The organism is Rhizobium sp. A22-96 (assembly GCF_053521805.1).
In genome coordinates, this window is sequence record NZ_JBNWDQ010000001.1 from 1,143,366 (window position 1) to 1,165,829 (window position 22,464).

16 protein-coding genes are annotated in these 22,464 nt (G+C 58.8%); 3 read left to right on the forward strand and 13 right to left on the reverse strand.

Going from position 1 to position 22,464, the window contains the following annotated elements; genetic code table 11:
- Positions 1-169 precede the first annotated feature (169 nt).
- The gene (locus ACQZ6F_RS05135; RefSeq protein WP_449092912.1) at positions 170-1,312 is read left to right on the forward strand and encodes a fumarylacetoacetate hydrolase family protein; all 1,143 of its coding nucleotides are present in this window, start codon (positions 170-172) and stop codon (positions 1,310-1,312) included.
- Between the two features lie 335 nt (positions 1,313-1,647).
- On the forward strand, positions 1,648-2,676 hold the full coding sequence (locus ACQZ6F_RS05140) for a YncE family protein (protein ID WP_449092913.1): 1,029 nt from the start codon (positions 1,648-1,650) through the stop codon (positions 2,674-2,676).
- A 182-nt stretch (positions 2,677-2,858) separates the two neighbouring features.
- On the opposite strand, the gene ACQZ6F_RS05145 is transcribed toward ACQZ6F_RS05140, so the two are convergent.
- The 11 genes from ACQZ6F_RS05145 to ACQZ6F_RS05195 form a co-directional block, all read right to left on the reverse strand.
- The gene (locus ACQZ6F_RS05145) at positions 2,859-3,335 is read right to left on the reverse strand and encodes a cyclic nucleotide-binding domain-containing protein (RefSeq protein ID WP_077470366.1); all 477 of its coding nucleotides are present in this window, start codon (positions 3,333-3,335) and stop codon (positions 2,859-2,861) included.
- A gap of 53 nt (positions 3,336-3,388) precedes the next feature.
- Positions 3,389-6,103, reverse strand: coding sequence for an ABC transporter transmembrane domain-containing protein (locus ACQZ6F_RS05150; RefSeq protein WP_449092914.1), 2,715 nt, complete (start codon positions 6,101-6,103; stop codon positions 3,389-3,391).
- 224 nt (positions 6,104-6,327) lie between these two features.
- Positions 6,328-7,485, reverse strand: coding sequence for a glycosyltransferase family protein (locus ACQZ6F_RS05155; RefSeq protein ID WP_449092915.1), 1,158 nt, complete (start codon positions 7,483-7,485; stop codon positions 6,328-6,330).
- Positions 7,482-8,741 carry a glycosyltransferase family 4 protein gene (locus tag ACQZ6F_RS05160; RefSeq protein ID WP_449092916.1) on the reverse strand — a complete coding sequence of 420 codons (1,260 nt, stop codon included), beginning with the start codon at positions 8,739-8,741 and terminating at the stop codon, positions 7,482-7,484. Before ACQZ6F_RS05160 ends, ACQZ6F_RS05155 begins: the two co-directional genes overlap by 4 nt.
- Positions 8,742-8,758: 17 nt before the next feature.
- Positions 8,759-9,973 carry a glycosyltransferase family protein gene (locus ACQZ6F_RS05165; protein ID WP_449092917.1) on the reverse strand — a complete coding sequence of 405 codons (1,215 nt, stop codon included), beginning with the start codon at positions 9,971-9,973 and terminating at the stop codon, positions 8,759-8,761.
- Between the two features lie 102 nt (positions 9,974-10,075).
- Positions 10,076-11,218, reverse strand: a complete 1,143-nt coding sequence (locus ACQZ6F_RS05170; RefSeq protein ID WP_174074696.1) for an ABC transporter permease — start codon at positions 11,216-11,218, stop codon at positions 10,076-10,078.
- A 29-nt stretch (positions 11,219-11,247) separates the two neighbouring features.
- Complete coding sequence (locus tag ACQZ6F_RS05175; RefSeq protein ID WP_077470230.1) at positions 11,248-12,246, reverse strand: ABC transporter permease; 999 nt, start codon at positions 12,244-12,246, stop codon at positions 11,248-11,250.
- Positions 12,239-14,155, reverse strand: a complete 1,917-nt coding sequence (locus ACQZ6F_RS05180) for an ABC transporter substrate-binding protein (RefSeq protein WP_077470229.1) — start codon at positions 14,153-14,155, stop codon at positions 12,239-12,241. Before ACQZ6F_RS05180 ends, ACQZ6F_RS05175 begins: the two co-directional genes overlap by 8 nt.
- Complete coding sequence (locus ACQZ6F_RS05185) at positions 14,149-16,059, reverse strand: ABC transporter ATP-binding protein (RefSeq protein ID WP_449092918.1); 1,911 nt, start codon at positions 16,057-16,059, stop codon at positions 14,149-14,151. Before ACQZ6F_RS05185 ends, ACQZ6F_RS05180 begins: the two co-directional genes overlap by 7 nt.
- A gap of 160 nt (positions 16,060-16,219) precedes the next feature.
- Positions 16,220-17,557, reverse strand: a complete 1,338-nt coding sequence (locus ACQZ6F_RS05190; RefSeq protein WP_077470227.1) for an adenylate/guanylate cyclase domain-containing protein — start codon at positions 17,555-17,557, stop codon at positions 16,220-16,222.
- A 380-nt stretch (positions 17,558-17,937) separates the two neighbouring features.
- Entirely contained in the window at positions 17,938-19,113 is a 1,176-nt protein-coding gene (locus tag ACQZ6F_RS05195) for a DUF3095 domain-containing protein (protein ID WP_449092919.1), read from the reverse strand.
- Positions 19,114-19,259: 146 nt separating this feature from the next.
- On the opposite strand from ACQZ6F_RS05195, the gene ACQZ6F_RS05200 reads away from it, so the two are divergent.
- Positions 19,260-19,739 carry a class I SAM-dependent methyltransferase gene (locus ACQZ6F_RS05200; protein ID WP_077470225.1) on the forward strand — a complete coding sequence of 160 codons (480 nt, stop codon included), beginning with the start codon at positions 19,260-19,262 and terminating at the stop codon, positions 19,737-19,739.
- 2 nt (positions 19,740-19,741) lie between these two features.
- Here the strand turns inward: ACQZ6F_RS05200 and ACQZ6F_RS05205 are convergent, their stop codons facing one another.
- Both ACQZ6F_RS05205 and ACQZ6F_RS05210 read right to left on the reverse strand, forming a co-directional pair.
- The gene (locus ACQZ6F_RS05205) at positions 19,742-20,620 is read right to left on the reverse strand and encodes an FkbM family methyltransferase (RefSeq protein WP_449092920.1); all 879 of its coding nucleotides are present in this window, start codon (positions 20,618-20,620) and stop codon (positions 19,742-19,744) included.
- A 71-nt stretch (positions 20,621-20,691) separates the two neighbouring features.
- Entirely contained in the window at positions 20,692-22,416 is a 1,725-nt protein-coding gene (locus ACQZ6F_RS05210; protein ID WP_449093136.1) for an adenylate/guanylate cyclase domain-containing protein, read from the reverse strand.
- Between the last annotated feature and the right edge of the window lie 48 nt (positions 22,417-22,464).

Below are 22,464 nucleotides of genomic sequence, written 5' to 3' on the forward strand. Positions count from 1 at the left end.
CCGGCTGGCGGCCCAAAGGGCCTCGCGGCGCTGCCGCGGGGCCTTACATTTTTGGCCGGCCGGGAAAAGGTGAATGTCCAAAACGCGCTGAATTCAAGGCCTGTGCCGGATGGCAAAGCCGGAGCGACTGCGCTAGAAACGGGTCGAGGTTTTAAGGGAGATCAAAGACATGGCCAGCTCAGACATTTTCAGCACCGGCACGTTCGTCGGACGCATCTGGCGCCCCGATGTCGAAGGTCCTGCCCTCGTCACTGTTCGCGATGGTGCCGTCTATGACATCACCTCGAAGGAAGTGCCGACCATGCGCGACCTGCTTGAGCGCGATGATGCGGTTGCTTTCGTCCGCGCACAGAAGGGCGAGGCCGTCGCCAAACTTGATGCTCTCCTGGCTGCCAAAGCCAATCTCTCGACCATCCATCTTCTCGCTCCCATCGATCTGCAAGCGATCAAGGCCTGCGGCGTCACTTTCGCCCGCTCGATGCTCGAACGCGTCATCGAGGAGCGCGCTGCCGGCAACCCGGATCTTGCAGAGGCGATCCGTGGCAAGGTCACGGCTCTGATCGGCGACAGCTTGCGTAACCTCAAAGCCGGCTCGCCCGAGGCCGCGAAGGTCAAGGCCGCGCTGATCGAGGAAGGCGTCTGGTCGCAATATCTCGAAGTCGGGATCGGCCCGGATGCGGAAGTGTTCTCCAAGTCACAAGTCATGTCCTCGGTCGGACCCGGTGCCGATGTCGGTCTGCATCCGATTTCCAAGTGGAATAACCCCGAGCCGGAAATCGTCCTTGCCGTCGACAGCCAGGGCCGGGTCAGAGGCGCGACGCTCGGCAACGACGTCAACCTGCGCGACGTCGAGGGCCGCTCCGCCCTGCTGCTCGGCAAGGCCAAGGACAACAACGCTTCCTGCTCAATCGGTCCGTTCATCCGTCTGTTCGACGAGACTTACGGTCTGGACGACGTGCGCAATGCCGATCTCGACCTCAAGGTCGAGGGCGAAGACGGCTATGTGCTGCACGGCCGCTCGTCGATGAAGGAAATCAGCCGAGATCCGCTCGACCTCGTTTCCCAGACCATCGGCCGCCATCATCAGTATCCGGATGGCTTCGTGCTGTTCATGGGCACGCTTTTCGCGCCGGTCGAAGACCGTGATACGCCCGGCCAGGGCTTCACCCACAAAGTCGGCGATATCGTCACCATCTCCAATGAAAAGCTGGGCGCGCTGCAGAACCGCGTGCTGCTATCGACGGAATGCCGGCCCTGGACCTTCGGCGCATCGCATCTGATGCGCAATCTGGCCCGGCGTGGGCTGATCTAGGACCTAAAAGAAATCGGGATTTGGAGCAGTTCAGCGCGCTGGACAAGCCATGACGGAGCCTCCTCAGTTTGAGTGATATTCCGCATTTGACGCCATGCGTGTGCCTCTGCCTCCGATTGCGTAATTGATCGTCTTCAGGCGGCAGAACATCGTATGTTCCTGAGAAATATCCAGGCGAGCACTGGGATACTCCCATCACCCAAGGCCCCTGATGAAAGCTGGTTGAAAGCTTCATCTGTTAGTTTGCTGCGTCCGGGGGGAACGGCAAACTTATCAGGAGGAATAGGATGATAAGGTCGAGCTTGGCAATTTCTACGACTGCGCTCGCGTTGATTATGACGACGCCAGCATTTGCATTCGATGGTTGGCACCAGCAACATGCCACGACAATCGAGGGCAAGGGCTCCGGTTACGACTATGTTTCGGTCGATTCAGCCACGCATCACGTCTTCCTGGGACATCGCAAGGAAGGTTTGCAGGTCTTCGATCCTGCTGCCGATAAAGTCATCAAGGTGATTGACAAGACAGCGACCGATAGCTCGGATGGTGCCGTGCTGATCCCCGAATTCGATCTCGGCATTTCCAACAATGAAGATGGCACCATCACGCCGTTCAAAATTTCGACGCTGGAGGCCCAGGCACCGATCAAGGTTGGTGAGGATCTCGACACCAGCCACTATGATCCCGTCAGCAAACGTCTGGTGCTCAATATGGGCGCCGGGCAAGACGGTACCGAGCTGATTATGCTGGATGTCCCTTCACTCAAGGAAGCCGGTCGCCTGAAAGTGCCGAGCAAAAAGGTCGAAGGTGCCGATAGTGACGGCAAAACCGCCTTTTTTCTCGCCGCGCAGGATCTCGATAAGGTCTACAAGATCGACACCAAAGCCGGAAAGATTGTTGCAACCTATGACACCGCTCCGGCTTGCGGTCATCCTACCGCAGTGACCGTCAATGCCGCGGACGAGCGCGTCTACATCAGCTGTCGCGGACACGACACCATCAAGCCCTCTCTCGTCGTGCTTGATGGGAATAGCGGCAAGATAGTTTACAGTGCCGAAATTGGCGGGGGAACCGACAGCATCGTCTACGATGGTGATCTAAAGCGCATCTTCACTGCAAATGGCGTGAGCGCCAATCTCAACGTTTTTGAGGTCGATGGCCCAGACAGCTACAAGCCGCTGGAAACGCTGGGCACCCGCTCGGGCGTTCGTACGATGGCGATGGATCGTCAAACCAAGGCGATCTATGCCATTACGGCCGAGGGTAGCGCCGATGCCTCCAAGAAGATCCTGACGGCAGTCTCTCCCTTCTATGCCAACACGTTCTTCCCGAATACGTTCACGGTCCTGACTTACGGAAAATAACGAAACGCACGATCAAGGCGTCGGCTTTGCCATTGAGGCAGGGCCGACGCTTTGATGTAAAAGCCAGGAAAATCAGTATTAATCGCCATCGGCGACGCGGCGTCCGAAATACCGCCGTGCCCACATCCGAATACCAAGTGGTTTAACTGTTCACAGCCCCACTCGGTCTCTTCGTTTGTTTCTCAATGCGTCGACATGGGCTGTGGATGGGTCAACCGGCTGCGAACGGCTGTTAGTTCCGAGGTCGTATGGTTCAGACGATCTGCCAGAACGCGCATGATCTCGACCGCCATTTCCGGAAAATCGCTCAGCAGCTTCAGGAAGTGTTCCTTGCTGATCTTCAGCGCCTCCAAGCGGGAGGTGGCTTTTACGGTCGCGGTGCGCGAGACATCGCACAGGATGGCGATTTCACCCACGATGGAATTGAGGTCGACTTCAGCGACCTTGATCTCGCCGGTGGGGCTATCGACGAGAATATCAGCAGTTCCGGAAAGAACAACATAGGCCGCATCGCCCTGATCGCCCTGATGAAACAGAGTTTGGCCAGCATTGTAGCTGACGCGATCTGACGTGAACGCCAAAAGTTTCAACTTCGCCGGTGCGATGCGCGAAAAAATCGGCACCCGCTTCAGCATTTCAACTTCATCCTTCAGAAGCATGAACTTCAAAACCCCCAGTGTTCGGCCCCAGTCGCCACTGTCGAGATAGGATATTACGATAACAGTTCTTTGAACATACCATTTTTTTCTAAAAGATCGGTCGTCGAGCCACTTTCGACAAGACTACCATGATCGAAGACCAGAACACGATCGAACAATTCGGCAAAGCCTGGGTTGGACAAGACCCAGATGATCGCCGGAGCATAACCGTCGCTGCCGAGCTCACCCAAGACAGCACGAGCAATCTGATCCTGGACCCGGTGATCGAGCGCCGGCAGCGGACGATTGCAGATAATGTAATCCGCACGTTTCAAAAGCGCGCGGCTGAGATTGAGCTTCTGGCGCTGCACATTCGTCAGGCGCTTGCCGCCGGAGCCGACATCGAAATCCAAGCCGATCGACAAGACGCTGTCATGCATGCCGAGACGCTCGAAGACCTCGTACATGATCTGATGAACGCGCTCCGGTGCATTTGCCTGTTGATGGGCAATGCGACCGAACAGAACATTGTCCATCAACGTTGCAGAAGCCGTGAAGCGCTCGGGATCGTAACGTTCGATCACGCCGGCAAGATCGGCGGGAATGTTCTCATAGAACTTCGCCCGCGCCTGGACGATCTTCTCCATGAGCATCTGCGTCAAGAGACCGAAACGATGGCGTGGCTCGATGTAGGAGAAGCTCAGGCGGATGATCGCAGAGCGTTCATCGGCTGTCGCCGCCTCATAACCCTTGCCATTCAGCTTCTGCAGTAGCGCCTCGTAGGTTGGAATGTCTTCCGCCGTCATGAAGGTGAGCTGCTGGAAGAAGGGATGGTCAGGCGGCAGGTCGGTGAAGAGTTCGACGGCGTTTTCAGCAATCTCCAGGCCCATGTCGTAAAGGTCGGAAATCAAGCCGGTCTCTTCGAACAATTGCCGGAAATACGGATGTGCAGCAAGCTTACGGTTGGTCATCTGCGGCCGCTTCAACGTGCCGAACAACAGATTTTCACCGACAGTCGCCTGCAGGTTATAGGCATCGAACTGGAAAGGTACGACGAGCTCTTCGAGCTTCTCTTCCTGAAGCCTCAGCCGCAGGGCCTGCCGAAGTTCGACGATGCGCGACGTCAGATCCAGATGCGTCGCGGTGTCGACACTCGAACGGAGCGCCATGTCGAAGATGTCCTGTGACATGGCGACGGCATCAAGTACCGGGCGGATAACTGAATAGATATCGTCCGGCCCGGTCGCACCGGCTGCGGCATAATCCACCCAATCACCATCGAGATCCAGTTCGGGATTGGCGGCGCGGCGCGCCTCATTCATCCGCCATTTGGCCTTGGTCGCTTCCTCGTCGGTATAGACCGGCGGGATGAGCGGCGCGTGCTTCAGGGCATAGAGAAGATTGCTGCGCAAAGTACCGTGAAAGAAGAAGGTCTCGGAGGACGCATAGGCAATGCGCCGCCCGGTCAAGGATTCCGGCAATTCCAGCAGATCGCGGCCGTCAATGGAGACACGACCGCTGTCCGGCCAGACCAGCCGGCCGAAAGCCTCGGCGAGATATTCGCCACCTGCGCCGCTGTCGCCGACGATCGCGACCCGCTCTCCGGGGTGAATCTCGACTGAAACATGATCGAGCACACGGGCACCGCTGTCATCGAGAACCGTCAGGTTGGTCGCAACCAGAGCATGGGTGATGCGGCCCGCAGGTGCCGGCGACAGGACCTGGATTTTCGGATCGATCAGGTTCTCGACGCTGAACTGCTCGACGACCTGATTGTACTTCACCTGAACATCTTGGCGCGACTGGTCCCAGTCGATCAATTCCTTGAGGGGGCCAGGCAGATCCTTGTAGGCATTGATGACGGCGACCAGCTGACCGATGTCCAACCGGCCCTGAAGGGCGAGAAAGCCGCCAACCAGATAGAACAGAAAGGGCGTGACCTGCGCGAGGAAGTTGTTGATGAACTTTACCATGAACTTCCACTGGTAAAGATCATAGCGGATCGAGAAGATCAGGCCGAGCCGATGCGCGATATCGGCGCGCTCCAGATTGGTCGTGTCGTTGGCATGGATGGTGCCGATACCGTCAACGATTTCGCCGACACGGCCGGAAAGTTCGCGCGCAGTCAGCTGCCGCTGGCGGCCGAGTTCCAACAGCCGCTTCCGCATGCGTGGAATGACGATCGCCTGCACCGCGACGATACCCGCGGCGATCATGCCCAGCCAGAAATTCTGCATGATGATGAAGATGAGAGCGGTCACCGCCTGGCCACCCAACAGCGCCGGCTGCACGAACGCGTCGCCGGTGAAGCCGCCCATAGGCTCCACCTCATCCTTGATCATGGTCGCGATTTCGGCAGGCTTCACCCGCTTGAAATGGGAGGGCGGGAATCGCAGCACGCGATCGATCAGCTCGAAACGGATGCGGCGCAGCATGCGCTCGCCCAGCCGGCCCTTGTAGGTGTTGATATAGAGCTTGAAGAGACCGTTGAGCACGACGAGCGCCAGGAAGACCAGGCTCAGCGCGATCAGCATCCATATGCGGGTGAGCTGCACACCCTGAAACACCTCGATGTGGCCGATCAACGGCACGTCGAAGGCGATGTGCATGAAAGTCTGCGTGTCGCCCGGATGCTCGAAACCCTTACCCTGGATCGGTCCGTTGACGATCTGCTTGGGCAGATCGAACGACAGGAAGTAAGGGATCATCGAAGCAGCAACGACCAGCAGTATCCAAATCTGCTCCAGCCGGGTATTCGACCAAATATAACGCGCTAGGCTTTTTTCCATCGCTTATAGCAGGCTTTCAAATTCAAAGGCCCAGCGCCGGCCTAATGCCGGCACTGCTGTTGCAGAAATGCGGGATTGTTTGTTGCGGATGCGTGGCCCCATTGTGAAAAGAGACGCCGCCCGGTCTTTCGTCCACGCTCCCCCCGATTCATCATTTCTTCATTTATATCACAAGATTGCAGGAATCTAGGAGCATAAAACGACAGGATAACCCGACCGTCGCGTCACGTCATCTTTCGGCAGGCTTCGCCAATGACGGCCGAAGTTCTGGCTGCACCATCAAGGTCGATATCGGGGTTGTATGGCTTGGGCCGTGACAATGCCGTCTCCACGGCGGCAACAAGCAGATCCGTCGTCAATCCCGCTTCGGGCAGGGTGAGCGCCAAGCCCAACTTTTCCAGCCGCTCGGCCCGAACCGACTGTTCCGTCTCGCCGCCGGCCGTGAAGGGCACCAGAATGGCGCGGCAGCCGGTGACGAGGAGATCGCCGACGGTGTTGTAGCCGGCTTGGGAAATCGACAGGTCCGCTCCCCTCAGCAAAGACGGAAAATCCTTGCGAAAACGGACGAGCTCGACATTCCCAGGCGCATCCTTGGCAAGATCGGCGAAATCCTGCTCCGGCAGGTTCGGCCCGGTCACCAATAGCCAGCGGCGGTCGACCGCCACGCGGCTTGCTGCCTCAAGCGAGGTGCGAATAAGGTCACGTCCGACAGCCCCGCCGCCAGCCGAAACGATAATGTCGAAGCTCTCGTCAGGCTCCGGCGGCAGGCTCGGAGCAACGAGGCCGGTGTAGACGATCTTGTCGGCAATGGCTTCGGTCAAAGGAAAGGTCTCTTCCAGCCGAACGAAATGGGGGTCTCCATGAACGAGAACGCCATCGAAATGATCGCGAAGCAGCCCGACTGTCTCTTCATCGCGCCCCGGTTTCTTCTGCTGCTGCAGAATATCGCGCACCGAGCTGTAGAGCCTTGGCTTCGGATCAGCCTTGGCGATGGCATCGAGCAGTGGCAGCAGCTCGAAGCGCATCTGTCGCCGCCCGAAGGGAAACGCTTCGATGATAACGACATCAGGCGCCGCGTGCCGAAATGCCTCTAGTAAAAGGGCAGAACGATGCGCGAGAAATGCCTCATCGACCGGGTTTCCCGATTGATCGGCAAGCCCGGAGAAGCCGGCGCTGCTGGCAACGACCGGCGGCAGCGTGATCGAGGTCACGTCATTACCGGGAAAGCCGTTCACCGGAAGGCCGCCGGTGACAACAGTCACCTGGCCGCCGTCCCTGGCAATGGCACTGGCGATACGGCTGGCTCGGGCCAGATGACCAATGCCGAGCAGATGCTGGACATAGAAGAAAACGCGCAAGGAAGGCGACTTTGCCTCTGTCATGCGGATTTCCGCCATTGATCTTCCTTCTGCCACTGCTCCTCGAACAGGCCCGTCAACTGCCGAATGCTGGCATGGTAGTCGAAATGCTCGCGCACCCGCCTTTCGGCTGCCTCTCCCAGCCTGTGGCGCAGCGCCGGATTGCGGATGGCGAGTTCCAATGCAGCGGCGAGAGCCTGCGGATCTTCCGATGGAACGACGAACCCATTCTCACCGTCTTCCAGCAATTCGGGAACACCGGAGATATTGGTGGAGACGCAGACGAGGCGCTGGCTCGATGCTTCCACAAGCACATTCGGCAGACCATCGCGATCGCCATCGGCGGCGACGCGGCATGCCAGTGCGAAGATATCCGACTGCCGATAGTGCGCAAGCACGTCTTCCTGTGCCAACGCCCCCTTCCAGGTGATGCGATCGGTAATCCCGAGCGTTTCGGCGAGTGCCTTGAGCTTGGTCAGTCCATCGCCACCGCCGATATGGGTGAAGCGCCAGTTGAGATCACCGGGCAATAGCGCCAACGCCCTCAGCAGCACGTCATAGCCCTTTTTCTCCACCGCGCGACCGACGCTGAGGATAAGTGCGGGATCGGAGATCTCCGAACCATTTCGCGCGGAATGCTCACCCGCAAAGGAGCCAAAACGATCGAGATCGAGGCCGTGATAGCTCAGATGCACGTTATCGCGCATCTCAGTCAGGTCACGCATATGATCGAAACCGGTGCGCGTGCAGGTCACTGTCCAGCGGGCTCGGTCAAGCTTTTCGGAAAGCTCCCAGTCCGGCGAAGTCCAGATATCCTTGGCGTGGGCCGAACAGGTCCATGGAATGCCCGTCATGATGCTGGCATAGGCGGTGACGGAAGCCGGCGTGTGGATGAAATGCGCATGCAGCCACTCGCCATTGTCTGGCCATTCATGTGCCAGCACCAATGCCTGACCGAAACGACGCACGCGGTTCGGCGTTAGGTCCCGTTTCAGATCGGCCCAGAATTGCTTGAACAGCGGTTTGAAGCCGGGCTTGCCGATGCCGGCAAGGAAAGCGCGCAGCACCCTCAACGGCTCATCGTGCAGATATTCCGGCAGATAGACCACGCGCGCCTTGATCTCGTCGTGAACCGGATGGCGCTTCTTGTCCGTCGGCTTGCGCATCGAAATCAAGGTCAGGTCAAAGCCGGCTTTTTCCAGCCCGAGCAATTCCTGCGCGATGAAGGTTTCCGACAGGCGGGGATAGCCCTTGAGGACCACCAGTATTTTCTTTCGCATCAATACGTTCCGATAACCTATTCGGCAACGATCGATAGCGGCGGATAGCGCTCACGATCATCAAACCACTCGCCGATCGTGTGCGAAATATGCACCAACCCTTCGAGGCGCATGTTGCTGCTGCTTGCCGAGGGTGGCGCGCGGGTTGGCAGGCGTTTCAGGGCAGCCGCAAGCTGCTTCGGATCCGCGGATTCTTCCGGCAACAGCATATCGACCAGACCCAGTTCGCTTGCCCGCTGCGCACGGATCAACTGCTCTTCGCGCGGCCGCGTACGCGGGATGATCAAGGCAGGCTTGTCGAAGGACAGGATCTCGCAATAGGTATTGTAGCCACCCATGGCGACGACGGCCTTGGCGCCGGCGATCAGCTCTTCCATCTTGTTGTCGAACTCGATCACCTGAAGACAGGCAATCTTGCCGGCGCGCTCCAGCAGCTGATTGCGCTCCCTGGCCGGCATGTAAGGCCCGAGGACAATCAGCGTCCTGTGCGTGAGCGAACTGTCCTGCTCGAAAGCGCTGATGACGTCATCGACCAGATCGGCACCATCGCCGCCACCGCCGGTCGTCACCAGAATGTAGTCCTCGTCGGGCACATGCTCCGACTTCGTTCCCAGCGAGGAAACGCTACGCTGCAGAAAGCCGACGAACTCCATCTTCCGACGGACGCCGGGTGGCACGTCGAGACCGACAAGCGGATCGTGAAAATCCGGTGGGCCGTAAACCCATACACGATCGTAGTACTGATCGATCTTCTGCAGGACGTTGTTCTTCTTCCACTCTGCCTCAAGCAGGTGCGGCGCGTCCATGACATCGCGCATGCCCAGGACCAGCGTCGTGCCGCGCGACTTCAAATAGGTCAGCGTTTCCTCGACCTCGCCCTTGAGCCCCAGGGGTTCCTTGTCGACGATGAATACGTCGGGCTGAAACGTTTCCGCCGTATGACGGATGATCGACTGCCGCATCTTCAGCGTTTCCTGAAGGGCGACATGGCTTGCCATCGACGTATATTCGCCGTCGCGCAGCTTGATGACGCTCGGCACTTTGACGAAATCAACGCGCGACCGGTAGTCGAAGGCGCCGGCGATGGTTGCGCCGGAGATAATCAGCACGTTCAGCCCGCGATAATCCTCGACAAGCGCATGCGCGATCGTGCGGCATCGCCTAAGATGGCCGAGACCGAACGTATCGTGGCTGTACATGAGGATTCGAGCATCTTCTAAGCGCCGCTTCATGGGCAAAACCTCTGGGGGATGAAAGTCATGTACGTGGTATGTCGGCACACGACATCCACGTCCGCTCCTCGAATTGCAATCCTGTCTTTGCCGTTCACCCTGCTATTTGTAGGGATCGGCGGCATCGCGCAAGCCATCTCCTAAAAAGTTGAACGCCAGAATGACCAAAATCACTGGGATCATCGGAAAAAGCAGCCATGGATAAAAGGCGATTACGCTGACGTTCTTGGCCTCGGTCAACAGAATACCCCAGCTTGTGATCGGCGGACGCAGGCCTAATCCGAGGAAACTTAGAGCTGTTTCGCCGAGAATCATGCTTGGAACCGAGATCGTTGCCGTAGCGATCAGATGCGACATGAACCCCGGCACGAGATGACGGCCGATGATGCGCCGCGTCGGCGCACCCATCAACTGTGCCGCAAGCACATAGTCTTCCTCACGCAAGGATAGAAGCTTGGAGCGCACCGCGCGCGCGAGCCCTGTCCAGTCGAGAATGCCGAGAATGATGGTGATGCCGAAATAGACGAGGATCGGGCTCCAACTCACCGGCATGATCGCCGCCAGCGCCATCCAAAGCGGCAGGCTAGGCAAGGACTGTAGCACCTCGATTACCCGCTGCACCAGAAGATCGAAGATCCCGCCGTGATAGCCGGCCAGCCCCCCGATGACGATACCGAGCACGAAGCTGATGGCGATGCCGATCAAACCGATCGTCAGGGAGATGCGCGCGCCATAGATGATGCGCGACAGCACGTCCCGACCCAGTCGGTCCGTTCCAAGCAGATACATCTGGCCGCCAACGGCGGGGCAGACGACATGAACGTTTGAATCCACCAGCCCCCAGAAACGATAGGCATCGCCGCGGCAGAAGAAGCGGATCGGCTGCACGTCGGAAGGGTTTTCCGTATAGACCCTGCGCAGCGTATCGATATCGAGCGTCATCTTGCGGCCATAAACGAACGGCCCGACGAACTCACCATTGTTGAAGAGGTGAATTGCCTGCGGTGGCGAGTGAATATAATCGACATTGCGGGTGTGCAGCCCGTAAGGCGCCAGGAATTCCGCAATCAGGATCGTGCCGTAGCACAGCAGCAGGAAAATGCCGGATGCAAGCGCCAGCCTGTGCTTCTTGAACTTCCACCACATCAGCTTCTTTTGCGAGGCCATGTAGTAGCGCGTCTGGCCGGCAGACATGGTCTCGAACTGATCCGGATCGAAATCCGCGCTCGAGACATAGTGCTCCATGGGTGCGCCGGGGCTTGGCAGGGGTACGTTCACTTTGTGCTCCTGCCTTGCAAGCGGATACGGGGATCGAGAAAGCCGAGGGCAATATCGGAGATCAGCACTCCGATAACGTTGAGGAAGGCCAGGAACATCAGGAAGGAGCCGGCAAGGTACATGTCCTGGCTCTGCAAAGCCCTGATCAGCATCGGGCCTGTCGTTTCAAGCGACAGCACGATGGCGGTGATTTCGGCGCCCGATATGATCGACGGAAGGATCGACCCGATATCGGCCACGAAAAAGTTCAGCGCCATGCGCAACGGATATTTCACCAGCGCTCTCAAGGGATGCAGCCCCTTGGCACGCGCGGTGATGACATATTGTTTCTGCATCTCATCGAGCAAATTGGCGCGAAGGCGGCGGATCATGCCGGCCGTACCCGCCGTGCCGACGATAATGACAGGGATCCAGAGATGCGAGAGGATCGAGCGCGCCTTTTCCCAACTCATCGGCTGCGACAGATATTGCTGATCCATCAGATGGCCGATGGACACGCCAAACCAGACCTGGGCGAAATACATCAGGATCAGCGCCAGCATGAAGTTCGGGATGGCGATGCCGAGCAGCCCGAGGAAGGTCAGGCTGTAGTCGCTCCAGCTATATTGATGGGTGGCGGAATAGATGCCGATCGGGAACGCGATCAGCCACGTCAAAAGGATCGTCGTCATCGACACCAGGATGGTCAGCCACAAGCGGTCACCGACCACATCCGATACCGGCAACTGATATTCGAAGGAATAGCCGAAATCGCCATGCAGCATGCCGGCGACCCACCGCACATACTGCACCGCGACGGGCTGATCGAGCCCGTATTCGTGACGAAGGTCCTGTATCTCCTGAAGGTTTGCCGTCTCACCCTGGGCGCGCAGCTCGGCAATCTGACTTTCGAAGAAATCGCCCGGCGGCAACTGGATGATGGTGAAGACCAGCATCGAGATGATGAGCAATGTCGGGATCATCACCGCAATGCGCCAGAGAATATATTTAAGCATTGGGTCGATCCTCCTTCATCCAGAAGGTATCCGGCATGTAGACGCCGAGAAAACAGGTGGGATCGAACCCATAAAGCGCCTTCTCAGGCACGTTCTGCATGCGCGCCGAATGCACGATCGGCTGGAACGTGGCATTGATCAGGCCGATGGAGAAAACCTGATCGGTATAGGTCGCCAGCATCTCATGCCAGATCTCCGCGCGCTCGAAGGAAGATGCTGCCGTTTCCCATTCGCGAAGCAATTTGACCAGTTTCGCAGCTTCCGGAACATCCGGCGCAACCCCCTGGGTCTCGCGCGAAAGATAATACATGCCCCAGAGCGGCCACTGCATCTGGTCGTCCATTGTCGGTGCGAGTTCACCGGGGTTCATATCCGCTGTCGCTACGCCGTTGTCGAGGCCATACCACAGCGACATCAAAATCCGGCCGCCCATGGCGCGGCTGCGGAAGATGTCACGCTGCGAAACACGTACGAAAAGCGCGATGCCGACCTTGCGCCAATGATCGGTGACAAGCTCCAGCACATCCGAATCCAGCGTGCTTTCACCCGGCGTCTCCACGGTAATCTCCATGCGGCGACCATCAGGCAGAAAGCGCGTGCCATCTTCGTCGCGCTTGTCGAGGCCAGCCGCATCCAGCAGCGCATTGGCCTGATCGGGGTCATGGGAGATCCAGGCCGCGGCATATTCCGGCTTGTAAAGCGGGCTGTCCGGCAAAACAGTATCCGCACTTTCCGTTCCAAGACCATAAAAGACGGCCATGTTGATCTCGTGCCGATCGATCGCCAGAGACAATGCGCGCCGCACCCGTACGTCACGCAGGACGTCCCGCCATACCGCATCGGCGCTGTTCAGGTTCGGGAAGAGCGCAACGCGCGAACCGCGCGCCGCCTTCCAGAGATTGACCTTGATGGGATAAAGCTTCTCCCGTTCCTTCAGGAAGGTGTAATCGTTGAAATCGATCCCGGTCGCCTGCAGGTCGCTTTCCCCGGCGCCGGTCTTGGCGGCGATGATCGCCGACGAGCTGATGTTCAGGATGAACCGATCGATATAAGGCAGCTGCCGCCCGTTCTCGTCGACGCGATGGAAATACGGGTTGCGCTCGAAGACGAACTGTTCGGCGGGCGGTGCGGTCGTGTTCTTCCAGGGGTCGAGCACCGGCAGGTTTGGGTTTTCCGGTCGATAGGATCGCGCCATCTTGATATGGAGATCCTGCCATTTCTTCACCCGCTTTTCCTGCATCAGCGCGGAAAGACGAATGCTATCCTGATATTTGTCGTGGAACTGCTTCAGATAATGGCTGGGCCCGAGAATGACGAGCGGTTGTGGTGCGGCGAGGCTCGGCAGGAAATCCGGGTTGGGATCATCCCAGGAATAGCGCACCGTCAGCTCATCAAGCACTTCGAAGCGCGGCAAGCTGCCGTGCGGGCGCAATTCGAGCGCGCCGCCGCCGGGTGTCAGCTTCTTGTTGAGGATGACGTCTTCCCACCAATAGCGGAAATCATTCGCCGTCAGGGAATGTCCGTCGGACCACTTATGCCCGTCACGCAGCTTGAAAGTGAAGACTGTATCATTAACCGCGGAATAGGATTCCAGGATATCCGGCTGCAACGTCAGCGTCCGATCATATCCGACGAGACGGGCATAGCCATAGACCGTCATGAAACGGAGATCGTTCTGGCTGCCGATGATGGTGCGCACCGAGCCGCCATAATGGCCCGGGGTTCGCCCCATCGCAGCGACGTTGACGATGCGTGGAAATTTCGGCAGGCGCTTGGCAAGATGCGGCATCTGGCCTGCCCTGAGCCAATCGGCCAGATAATCAGGCTCGTTATCGACATCCGCCGCGATAACAGGCGCCGGAAGTACGGTCGAGGCCAGCAGACCGAGAAAGGTTCGGCGGGTTACCATGTGCGCAGCTCCTCGATATCGGCGCCTCGGCGGGCACGAACGAAATGCCCTCCGCCCAGATCCGCATAGGCCAGGTCCGCATCCCTTCCTTCGGAAAATTGCGGTCCCCATTTTTGTCGGGCTGCCGGCCCTTCGCTGTTCACCGCAGAGAAATCCAACGGACGATCGAGATCGGGGAACGGGACGGCTGCAAGCAGCGAGCGCGTATAGGGATGGACCGGGTCGCGCAGGATGATCTCGCGCGGCGCGATTTCGACGATACGGCCACGCGCCATCACAGCAATCCGATCGGCCATGTAATCGACAACCGCCAGATTGTGGGAAATGAACAGATAGGTCAGGCCGAGCTCCTTCTGCAAATCCTTGAGAAGATTGAGGATCTGCGCCTGCACCGAAACATCGAGCGCGGAGACCGGCTCATCCAAGATCAGAAGCTTCGGCCCGAGTGCAAGGGCACGCGCGATGCCGATGCGCTGGCGCTGGCCACCGGAAAAGCTGTGCGGATAGCGGCTCAGATAATGCTTATCGAGCCCGATCGCCTGCATCAGCGCCTTGACCTTTTCCTTGCGCTCGGCGCTATCGCCATGCCCATGGATCTCCAGGGGCTCGCTCAGGATATTGCGAATCGTCATGCGAGGAGAGAGGGACGAGACGGGATCCTGGAAAACCATCTGTATCTTGGTGCGCAGATCCATCAGTTCCCCGCGCTTGACGGAGAGGACATCGATCTTGCCGCTGCCATCGTCAAAGCTCACCGAGCCGGTGTCGGCGGTGATCGCCCGCATCAGGATCTTGCTGACCGTCGTCTTGCCGCAGCCGCTTTCGCCGACCAACCCAAGACATTCGCCGCGGCGGATGTCGAAGCTGACATCGTCGACGGCGCGAAACTTCGTGCCATCCCGCCGCCCGAACAGACCGCCGGCCTTGGAGCTGAAGGTTTTCGTCAGGTTGCGCACGCTGAGCAGCACCTCGGGCGCCGTGCCGATGGTACTCGTATCGCCAACGATAAGCTTCTTCTTGCCGGAAAATGTTCCGAGATTGACCGGAACATCGCGCAGGGATTTCAACCGCTCTCCCGGCTTCATGTCGAAATGCGGCACCGCGGTCATCAGCGCCTTGAGGTAGCGATGCTGCGGTCGACGGAAGATCTCCTCGACGGGGCCCGCTTCCATGATCTCGCCGTGATAAATGACGACGACCTCATCGGCCATGTTGGCGACAACGCCGAGATCATGGGTGATCAAGAGCATCGCCATGTTGAGCGTCTTCTGGAGATTGCGCAGCAGACCCAGAATCTGCGCCTGAATGGTAACATCCAACGCTGTGGTCGGCTCGTCGGCGATCAACAGCGCCGGGTTGCAGATCAGCGCCATCGCGATCATCGCGCGCTGGCGCATCCCGCCCGAGAGCTGAAAGGGATACATGTCGAAGGTGTGGTAGGGATCCTGAAAGCCGACGAGGCTCAGCATCTCTTCGGTCTTCTCACGCTGCTCCGCCCTGCTGATGCCTGGGCTATGGATGCGGAGCGCCTCGCTGATCTGATTGCCAACCGTATGCAGCGGCGACAGCGAGGTCATCGGCTCCTGGAAAATCTTGGCCATGCGAGCGCCACGCAGCTTGCGCATTTCCGCGCCATCCCGTGGCAGTTGGAGAAGATCGGTCGTCTTGCCGTTAAGCGGATCGGTGAACAGAATGCGGCCCGACGCCTTCGCGGGAGTCGGGAGGATTCCCATGATCGACTGGCTGATGATCGACTTTCCGGAACCGGATTCGCCGACCAATGCCGTGACCTTGCCTGGAAGTACTCTCAAGCTGGCGCTCTTCACGACGTCCAGCTTGTCCCCATACAGCGAGAACGAAACGTCGAGGTTCTCAATACGCAGTAGATCAGTCCCTGACGCCATACATATTACTTCCCGCTCACATGACCTTTGTGGCCTTATACGGCACACTAACGTAGGCCATAACGGGTGTCTAGCTGGTCAAAGTGGTGGGGAGACTGTTAAAAAACTGTCGTCTTTCCAGTGATATATCGGCTTATGCTGAACCGGCGGGCAGCGAAGGTTACGAAGCGAAGTTTTCGACTTGAAGACGGCTCTCGAACTTCTTGGCATCCCTGTGCAACAGAATGACCTGTTCGGCCTCTGACAGACCGTCCGGTGCCGCTTCGTCGAAAATCGCTGCCGGACCGGCGCCAACGGAGGCGGCCTTCGGATAGACGACGGTAAAGCGCTGGCGCACACCTCTCAGCTTCTCTTCGCCGAGTGTTCCCCATTCGCAGTCGGTGTAGCCGGAAAATGCCTGACTCGCGACGACTTCCGTCGCGTATTTCTTCGTCAATGTTTGCAGCCGCTCCACCTCGTTGACGGCAGCGCCAAAGGCCGAGAACGTCAGGCGATCCTTCAATCCCACATTGCCGAACATGACGTTGCCGACATGCAGGCCGATGCCGTAGCGCACTTCGCTCAGGCTGCGCGCCTGCCGGTCCTTGTTCAACGCGATGACGCGGCGTTGAGCCTCAAAAACGGCCGAGAGGGCCGCCTCGCACGCAACCCTGGATGGGTCCTTGTGTCGGCCGCAGGGATAGACGGCGAGAAATCCGTCGCCGAGAAAGCTCATGATCTCGCCGCCATTGCGGTTGAATGGCGCGGCGATCGCGTCGAAGAATTCGTTCAGCGTATCGATATAGGCTTGCCGCCCCTCTTTTTCGGCATAGACAGTGGATTGCCGCATGTCGCCCATGACCAACGCGGCACGGATCGTCTCGCCGTCACCACGGCGGATCTGGCCGTTCAAGACGCGCTTGCCGGCATCGCCGCCCAGATAAGTCGTCAGCATGTTGTTGGCGAGCCTGCCGAGAACCGCCATCTTGGCGGCCATGGCAAGATGGTTTTGCATGCGCATCAGCGCGCCGATCATCTCTTCGCTGAAGCCTCCGATGCTGTCGGTAGACCAGGAGCCCATCATGCCCTGCACCGAGCCGGCGCCGAAGGTTTGCACGAAGGCCAGGTAATCGGTGACCTTTTCCTTGCGCAGATCGTCGAAAATCGGAAACTCCACAGCGCCGTCTACGTCTATCCGGCGACGTAGATGCTGAAGATTGTTGGACAGAAGGTAGAAATAGGGGCTCTGCACGAAGCGCTCCGGCTTCTCGTTGACATGCCGGTAGCCCTCGATCGTCAACCCGCCGGCCCGCCGCCAGGTGAAACCGAGCGCGTCGTAGAGCGGATGCAGCATCGAAAAGGTCAGGTGCACGCGCGCAACCGGAAGTCCAGACGCTGCCATGCGCTCGCAGAAGCCGCGAACGATGTTTTCGAGGTTTTCACCCGTCAACGCCGCCTGCGTGAGCCACTCTGCAACCTTATCGAGAAGAATGTCGGAAACAGTCGAATGAATAGTCATTATTCCCCGCGGCCTATCTTGCTACAATCAATGCTCCGCCCCAGCAACGCAGCCGGCGCCAATCCCCGGAATGACCGCTCGGACGCCTTCCGGCCTATCGGCTCAGGTCGGATGAAACAATGATATGAGGCGGCGGCACTCTTGTTCGGGCAACCCGATTTGTGCCGACACCAAAAAGGATTTTGCCATACTTCCCCGCGCCCGGCGCCCAGGAAGTCCAGCAGAACACAGCCGCGAAAATCGCCGACTCTCGTTTTGTTCTCTTTCAGATAAGGCGAACATACCGCTGAAATAATGGGAAAAAAGCGAGTTCAGACGATAAAATTGCCTCGACGATGAAATAGCCGGCAAAATGCCGCACCGCTCCAGCAATGAAAACATCATTCGCTGGCGGCCAGCTCGGATACGCCCTTGCCGCGCAACGCCATGGCGGCCATGGCATAACCGCCGCTTGCCCCGTCGATGAAATGCATGTGGTCGCGCATCAGCGGCGTCGGCACGAAACAGGTCATCAAAGCGCTGTCCTGCCGATGCAACCCATAGCGACAGACACCCTCCGCCTCGGCCTGACGCAGCAGCGCTTCGATATGCGAGAGCTGCACCGCATCGACATCGATGGTCATCTTCAGACCATCGTCGAATTTACGAAAATCGGAGTTCATGGCGATATCGCTCCTGTAGACCTTGGGGTCGAACGCCGCCATACGGAGCCTGAACTTATCGAGGATGCAGACGAGAGCGATCTGGGCGGCAATGGCGAGCTTGCGCCGCCAGCGATTGGCGACAGATGCCAGCGCGCGCGCCTCCATGTCGATACCGCCGAAAATCAGCGCCGTCGTTGGACCTTCAGCCGGTACAGGATGGCCATCACGGCTCTGTTCTCTGGAAATGGCGATGATATCGGCGACGAGCTGCTGGAATTTCGCGCTGTTGCCGCTCTCGCCGGGAACCGCGATGATCGAAACGATCTCGCCATTGTGTGCCTTGATCGGATTCCAGCGGCAGGATAGGCCCGTCAGATCCGGCCGTACCTCCGGCGCTGCCGCCTCGACGATGAAATTGCCGGCCTTCATTTGCTTTTCCGCCCAGCTCGTGCCGCCGCCCAGGAACATGGCATAGGAGACATATTCGCTGGGGCCGAAGCGAGCGACCATCACATCCAGACCTTCGCCGCGAACCGCCGACATGGGCACGAGCGCGGTGCGCAGATCCAGCTGCAATTCTTCCTTGACCCAGCTCCGCACCGCCGCCAGCGCCTGCCGAACCTGCGCCTCTCCTGACGGAGGAATGGCGACCAGGGCACCGTCGCCGCCGAAGACGAAGGGATAATCGCCTTTGTCCAATGCGTTGAGCACGGCGGAAATCACGCTGGCGCCGGCCATGTTCACGGATTTATAGTGACCGGAGGCAATGGCCTTTGTCGAGCTGACGATATCGGCGACAGCCAGCAGCCAGCCGTCCGGAAGAGGCCTGTAATTGTTGCTGTCGGTAACGCCCTCGAAACGCGTGAAAACCGCCAATTTATGGAAGAAATCATCGTTGGATGGCTCGACCATGACAGTTCCTCCTTTCACTAGCGCCGCGACAATCTATCCCTACAGCAAATGTGCCGAAAAACCAGCCGACGGTCGACGCGACGATGTGGCCCGTGCTAGGTCGACTGGGCAAGAGGCATCAGAACGCCAAGGATAAGACAGATACGATGAGCCGCCTGGATAGTTTCATTCGCCGCCTGAGCGCACAGCGCGACATCCTCAATGCCGTAGCCGACGATGTCCGGACGCTTGATGGCCCCGTGCTGGAACTCGGCCTCGGCAATGGCCGCACCTTCGACCATCTGCGCGAACTTTTCACCGATCGCCGCATCATAGCCTTCGATCGTGCCGTCAACGCCTATGGCCCGTCGATGCCTGCGGCTGACGACCTCGTTCTCGGTGAAATCAAGGATACGGCGAGCGAATTCATCGGTTCAGGTGCCTCGCTTGCCCATGCCGATATCGGCACCGGCTACGAAGACAAGGATGCCGTGACACTGACGTGGCTTCCACAGACCATGGCCGGCGTGCTGGCATCAGGTGGCTTTGCGGTTAGCGGCCTGCCTCTCGAACACCCCGATCTCCAGGCGTTGCCCCTACCCGATAGCGTCAAGGAAGGGCGCTATTTCATCTATCGGCGCAAATAGGTTCAGCGCAGAAACAGCACATCGAACTGCTCGCCTTCGGTCGGAAGATCCACGACCTTCATGGCCTGTTCCCGGTCCTCGAAGAAGGCAACGCATTCGCCGTAGTGGCTGGCAAGATCGCTGACGAATGCTTCGGCTTGATCCTTGCCGTAGAAGGCCGGCGTGAATTCCATGTAGAGCGGCACCCTGCGGGCCATCAGCGCCTGCATCGACCGGCATGCGACCGGCTCATAGCCCTCGATATCCATCCAGATCAGCCCGACATTGGCCGGATCTGCGCCAGCCTCGAGGAGAATGTCGGTAACGGGCCTGACCGGAACCGAGATCCTTTCGTCGCTCGCGCTCTGGCGCAAGGCGCTGCTCTTGCCGTGATTCTTGTGGTTGAGGTAGAAATCGAGCTGCCCGCCACGATCGCCGGCGGCGCAGTTGACCGCCGTGACCATCTCTTGCAGCCGATTATCGGCTATGTTCACCGACAGCAGCCGAAAATTACGAGGATCCGGTTCCACGGTAACAATGTGGCTATAGACCCCACTGAGCGCAAAATAACAGGTCTGCGTGCCGATATTGCCGCCGAGCTCCAGCAGTGTCGTGCCCTTGCGCAACAGGCCACGTTCGCGCAGCACACTCAGCAGCCGGTCGACATGATCGCGCTCGAAATGCCCTTTGCGAAAGACCTTGCGGCCAATGTAGTCGGCCGGCGAAAAGCTCAGGAGATGATCGCCGCAATCGACCGTCATGCTCTTGACCCGTGGTCCAAGCGCGCTGACGAGAATATCGCGGCCGAGGCGTGTGTCGAACAGACGGGTGGCAATCGCATCCCGCTTGTTGCGAAAGGCGCGCCGCCAATATTTTCTGGTGAGGATCTTGCGGTCGAACATGCGCCTTCCCTACACCAGCGCTCTTGCGTTGCAAACGGGTGATATCATGCGGTGCGGCCAAGCCCGCAACCTCAGGCGAAGCGGGTGCTTGCCTCTTTCGAGACGATGTAGACCCGCAGGGGCTCGCCACGACCTCGAACGGCAATCTCGCGGCTCTCGACACCGTCGACGTCGATTTCCGAAAGCCGTGCCACCGGCTCCGAAAAGACAAGGGCGGTGTTATACTCCTTGGCGACGCTTTCCAGACGGCTGGCAACATTGACGGTATCGCCTATCGCCGTCACGTTCTTGACGCTGCCGTATCCCATCGAACCGACCACGGCCAAACCGGTGTGAAGACCGATGGCGATTTCGAGAGGTGCCGCCAGTTCGTCCGCCAATTCGGCACTGAGCTTGTCGATTTCCCGCAGGATCGCCGCCGCTGCCTTCAGCGCCTGACGGTTTGCCTCTTTGGGAGTGGTGCGAAGACCGAAGAGTGCCATGGCACCGTCGCCGATGAACTTGTCCATGCGGCCGCCATTCTCTTCGATGATGCGACCGACGATCGCGAAATACCGATTGAGCAGGAAGACGATGTCGAAGGGCAGACGCTCTTCCGTCAACGCGGTGAAATGTCGAAGATCGCAGAAGAACACGACGATATCACGTTCGCGACCGGGGCTTGCGGCCTGCGTGTAAACCGGGATCGTCGCCTCGGCCATGGGCGTCAACAGCGGCACAACGCTGATATTTCCCGTCGGCCGCAGCTGGCAGGCAAGCCTGACATCCGGCGTGGCGCCAATGCGGTTCAGCGTCTTTTGCTCAAGCGGCTCGGGAGGAGGCAGGTTTTCGGCGCCCTCGATGACCTGAACGCGACAGGTGGAGCATTGGCCCTTGCCGCCGCAGACCGAATAATGCGGGATCCCGCCAAGACGGCTCGCCTCCAGCACGCTGAAGCCGCGGGGCGCTTGCACGACCTCGCCACCCGCATAGCGAATGGCGACCTGAAACTGGCGCTCGCGCACCCTGCGATGTGCGCGAAAGGCGAAGAGACCGACGATCGACAGGCTGAATGCCCCGTAAAATCCGGCACGATAGGGCCAGAGGGCATCGGCAATCTGACCGCCGGGAACGGAGCCCCTCTCGCCAAGGCTGCGCACGTCGCTGTAATAGCCGCCAGGATAGCCGCGCTCGTCCTCCTGCGCCGCCTCATGAGTGACGACCTTGCCCATAGCGGCAAAGCCGAGCAACGCTAGAATCGGCAGAACGATGGCGCAGGACAGCAATACGGGGGAGATCGCCATGTACCAGGGGCGAAAACGCAGCCAGAAGTGAACGCCGATGCAGCCGTGAACCCAGATGATAACAAGCAGAAACGCCTGGCGTACGCCGCTCGCCGGCGATGTGAGCCACAGCGTGCGGACGATCGCCTTGTAAGTATCGTGATAGCCGTAAACATCATGCACGATACGCGTGGCCACGATGTGATCGATGAGGAGAAGAGGCACGAGCAGGCCGGTGACGATCTGAAAAGCTTCGCCTGGGGGCATGACCAGTGTGCGGCGCCTGTAGAGAAGCCGCAGGACCAGCATGATATGGACGATCAGCGCGCCGTAAAGGAGAACCGTGCCGACGGGATTGCGCCACACGGCCATGAACCAATGCTGTGCACGCTCGGCCATGTTGAGGGAAATGAGGCCTAGAGAGTGATTGGCCAGATGCATGATCACAAAGCTGAAAACGATCAAGCCGGAGCCAAGGCGGAACTTCCGCACGAGACGATCGGAAATGATTGGCTTTCTTGCCTCGATGGTCATCAAACCCAATGTATATTGTCCGTTCACAACAGAAGCGAAAACGGTTAT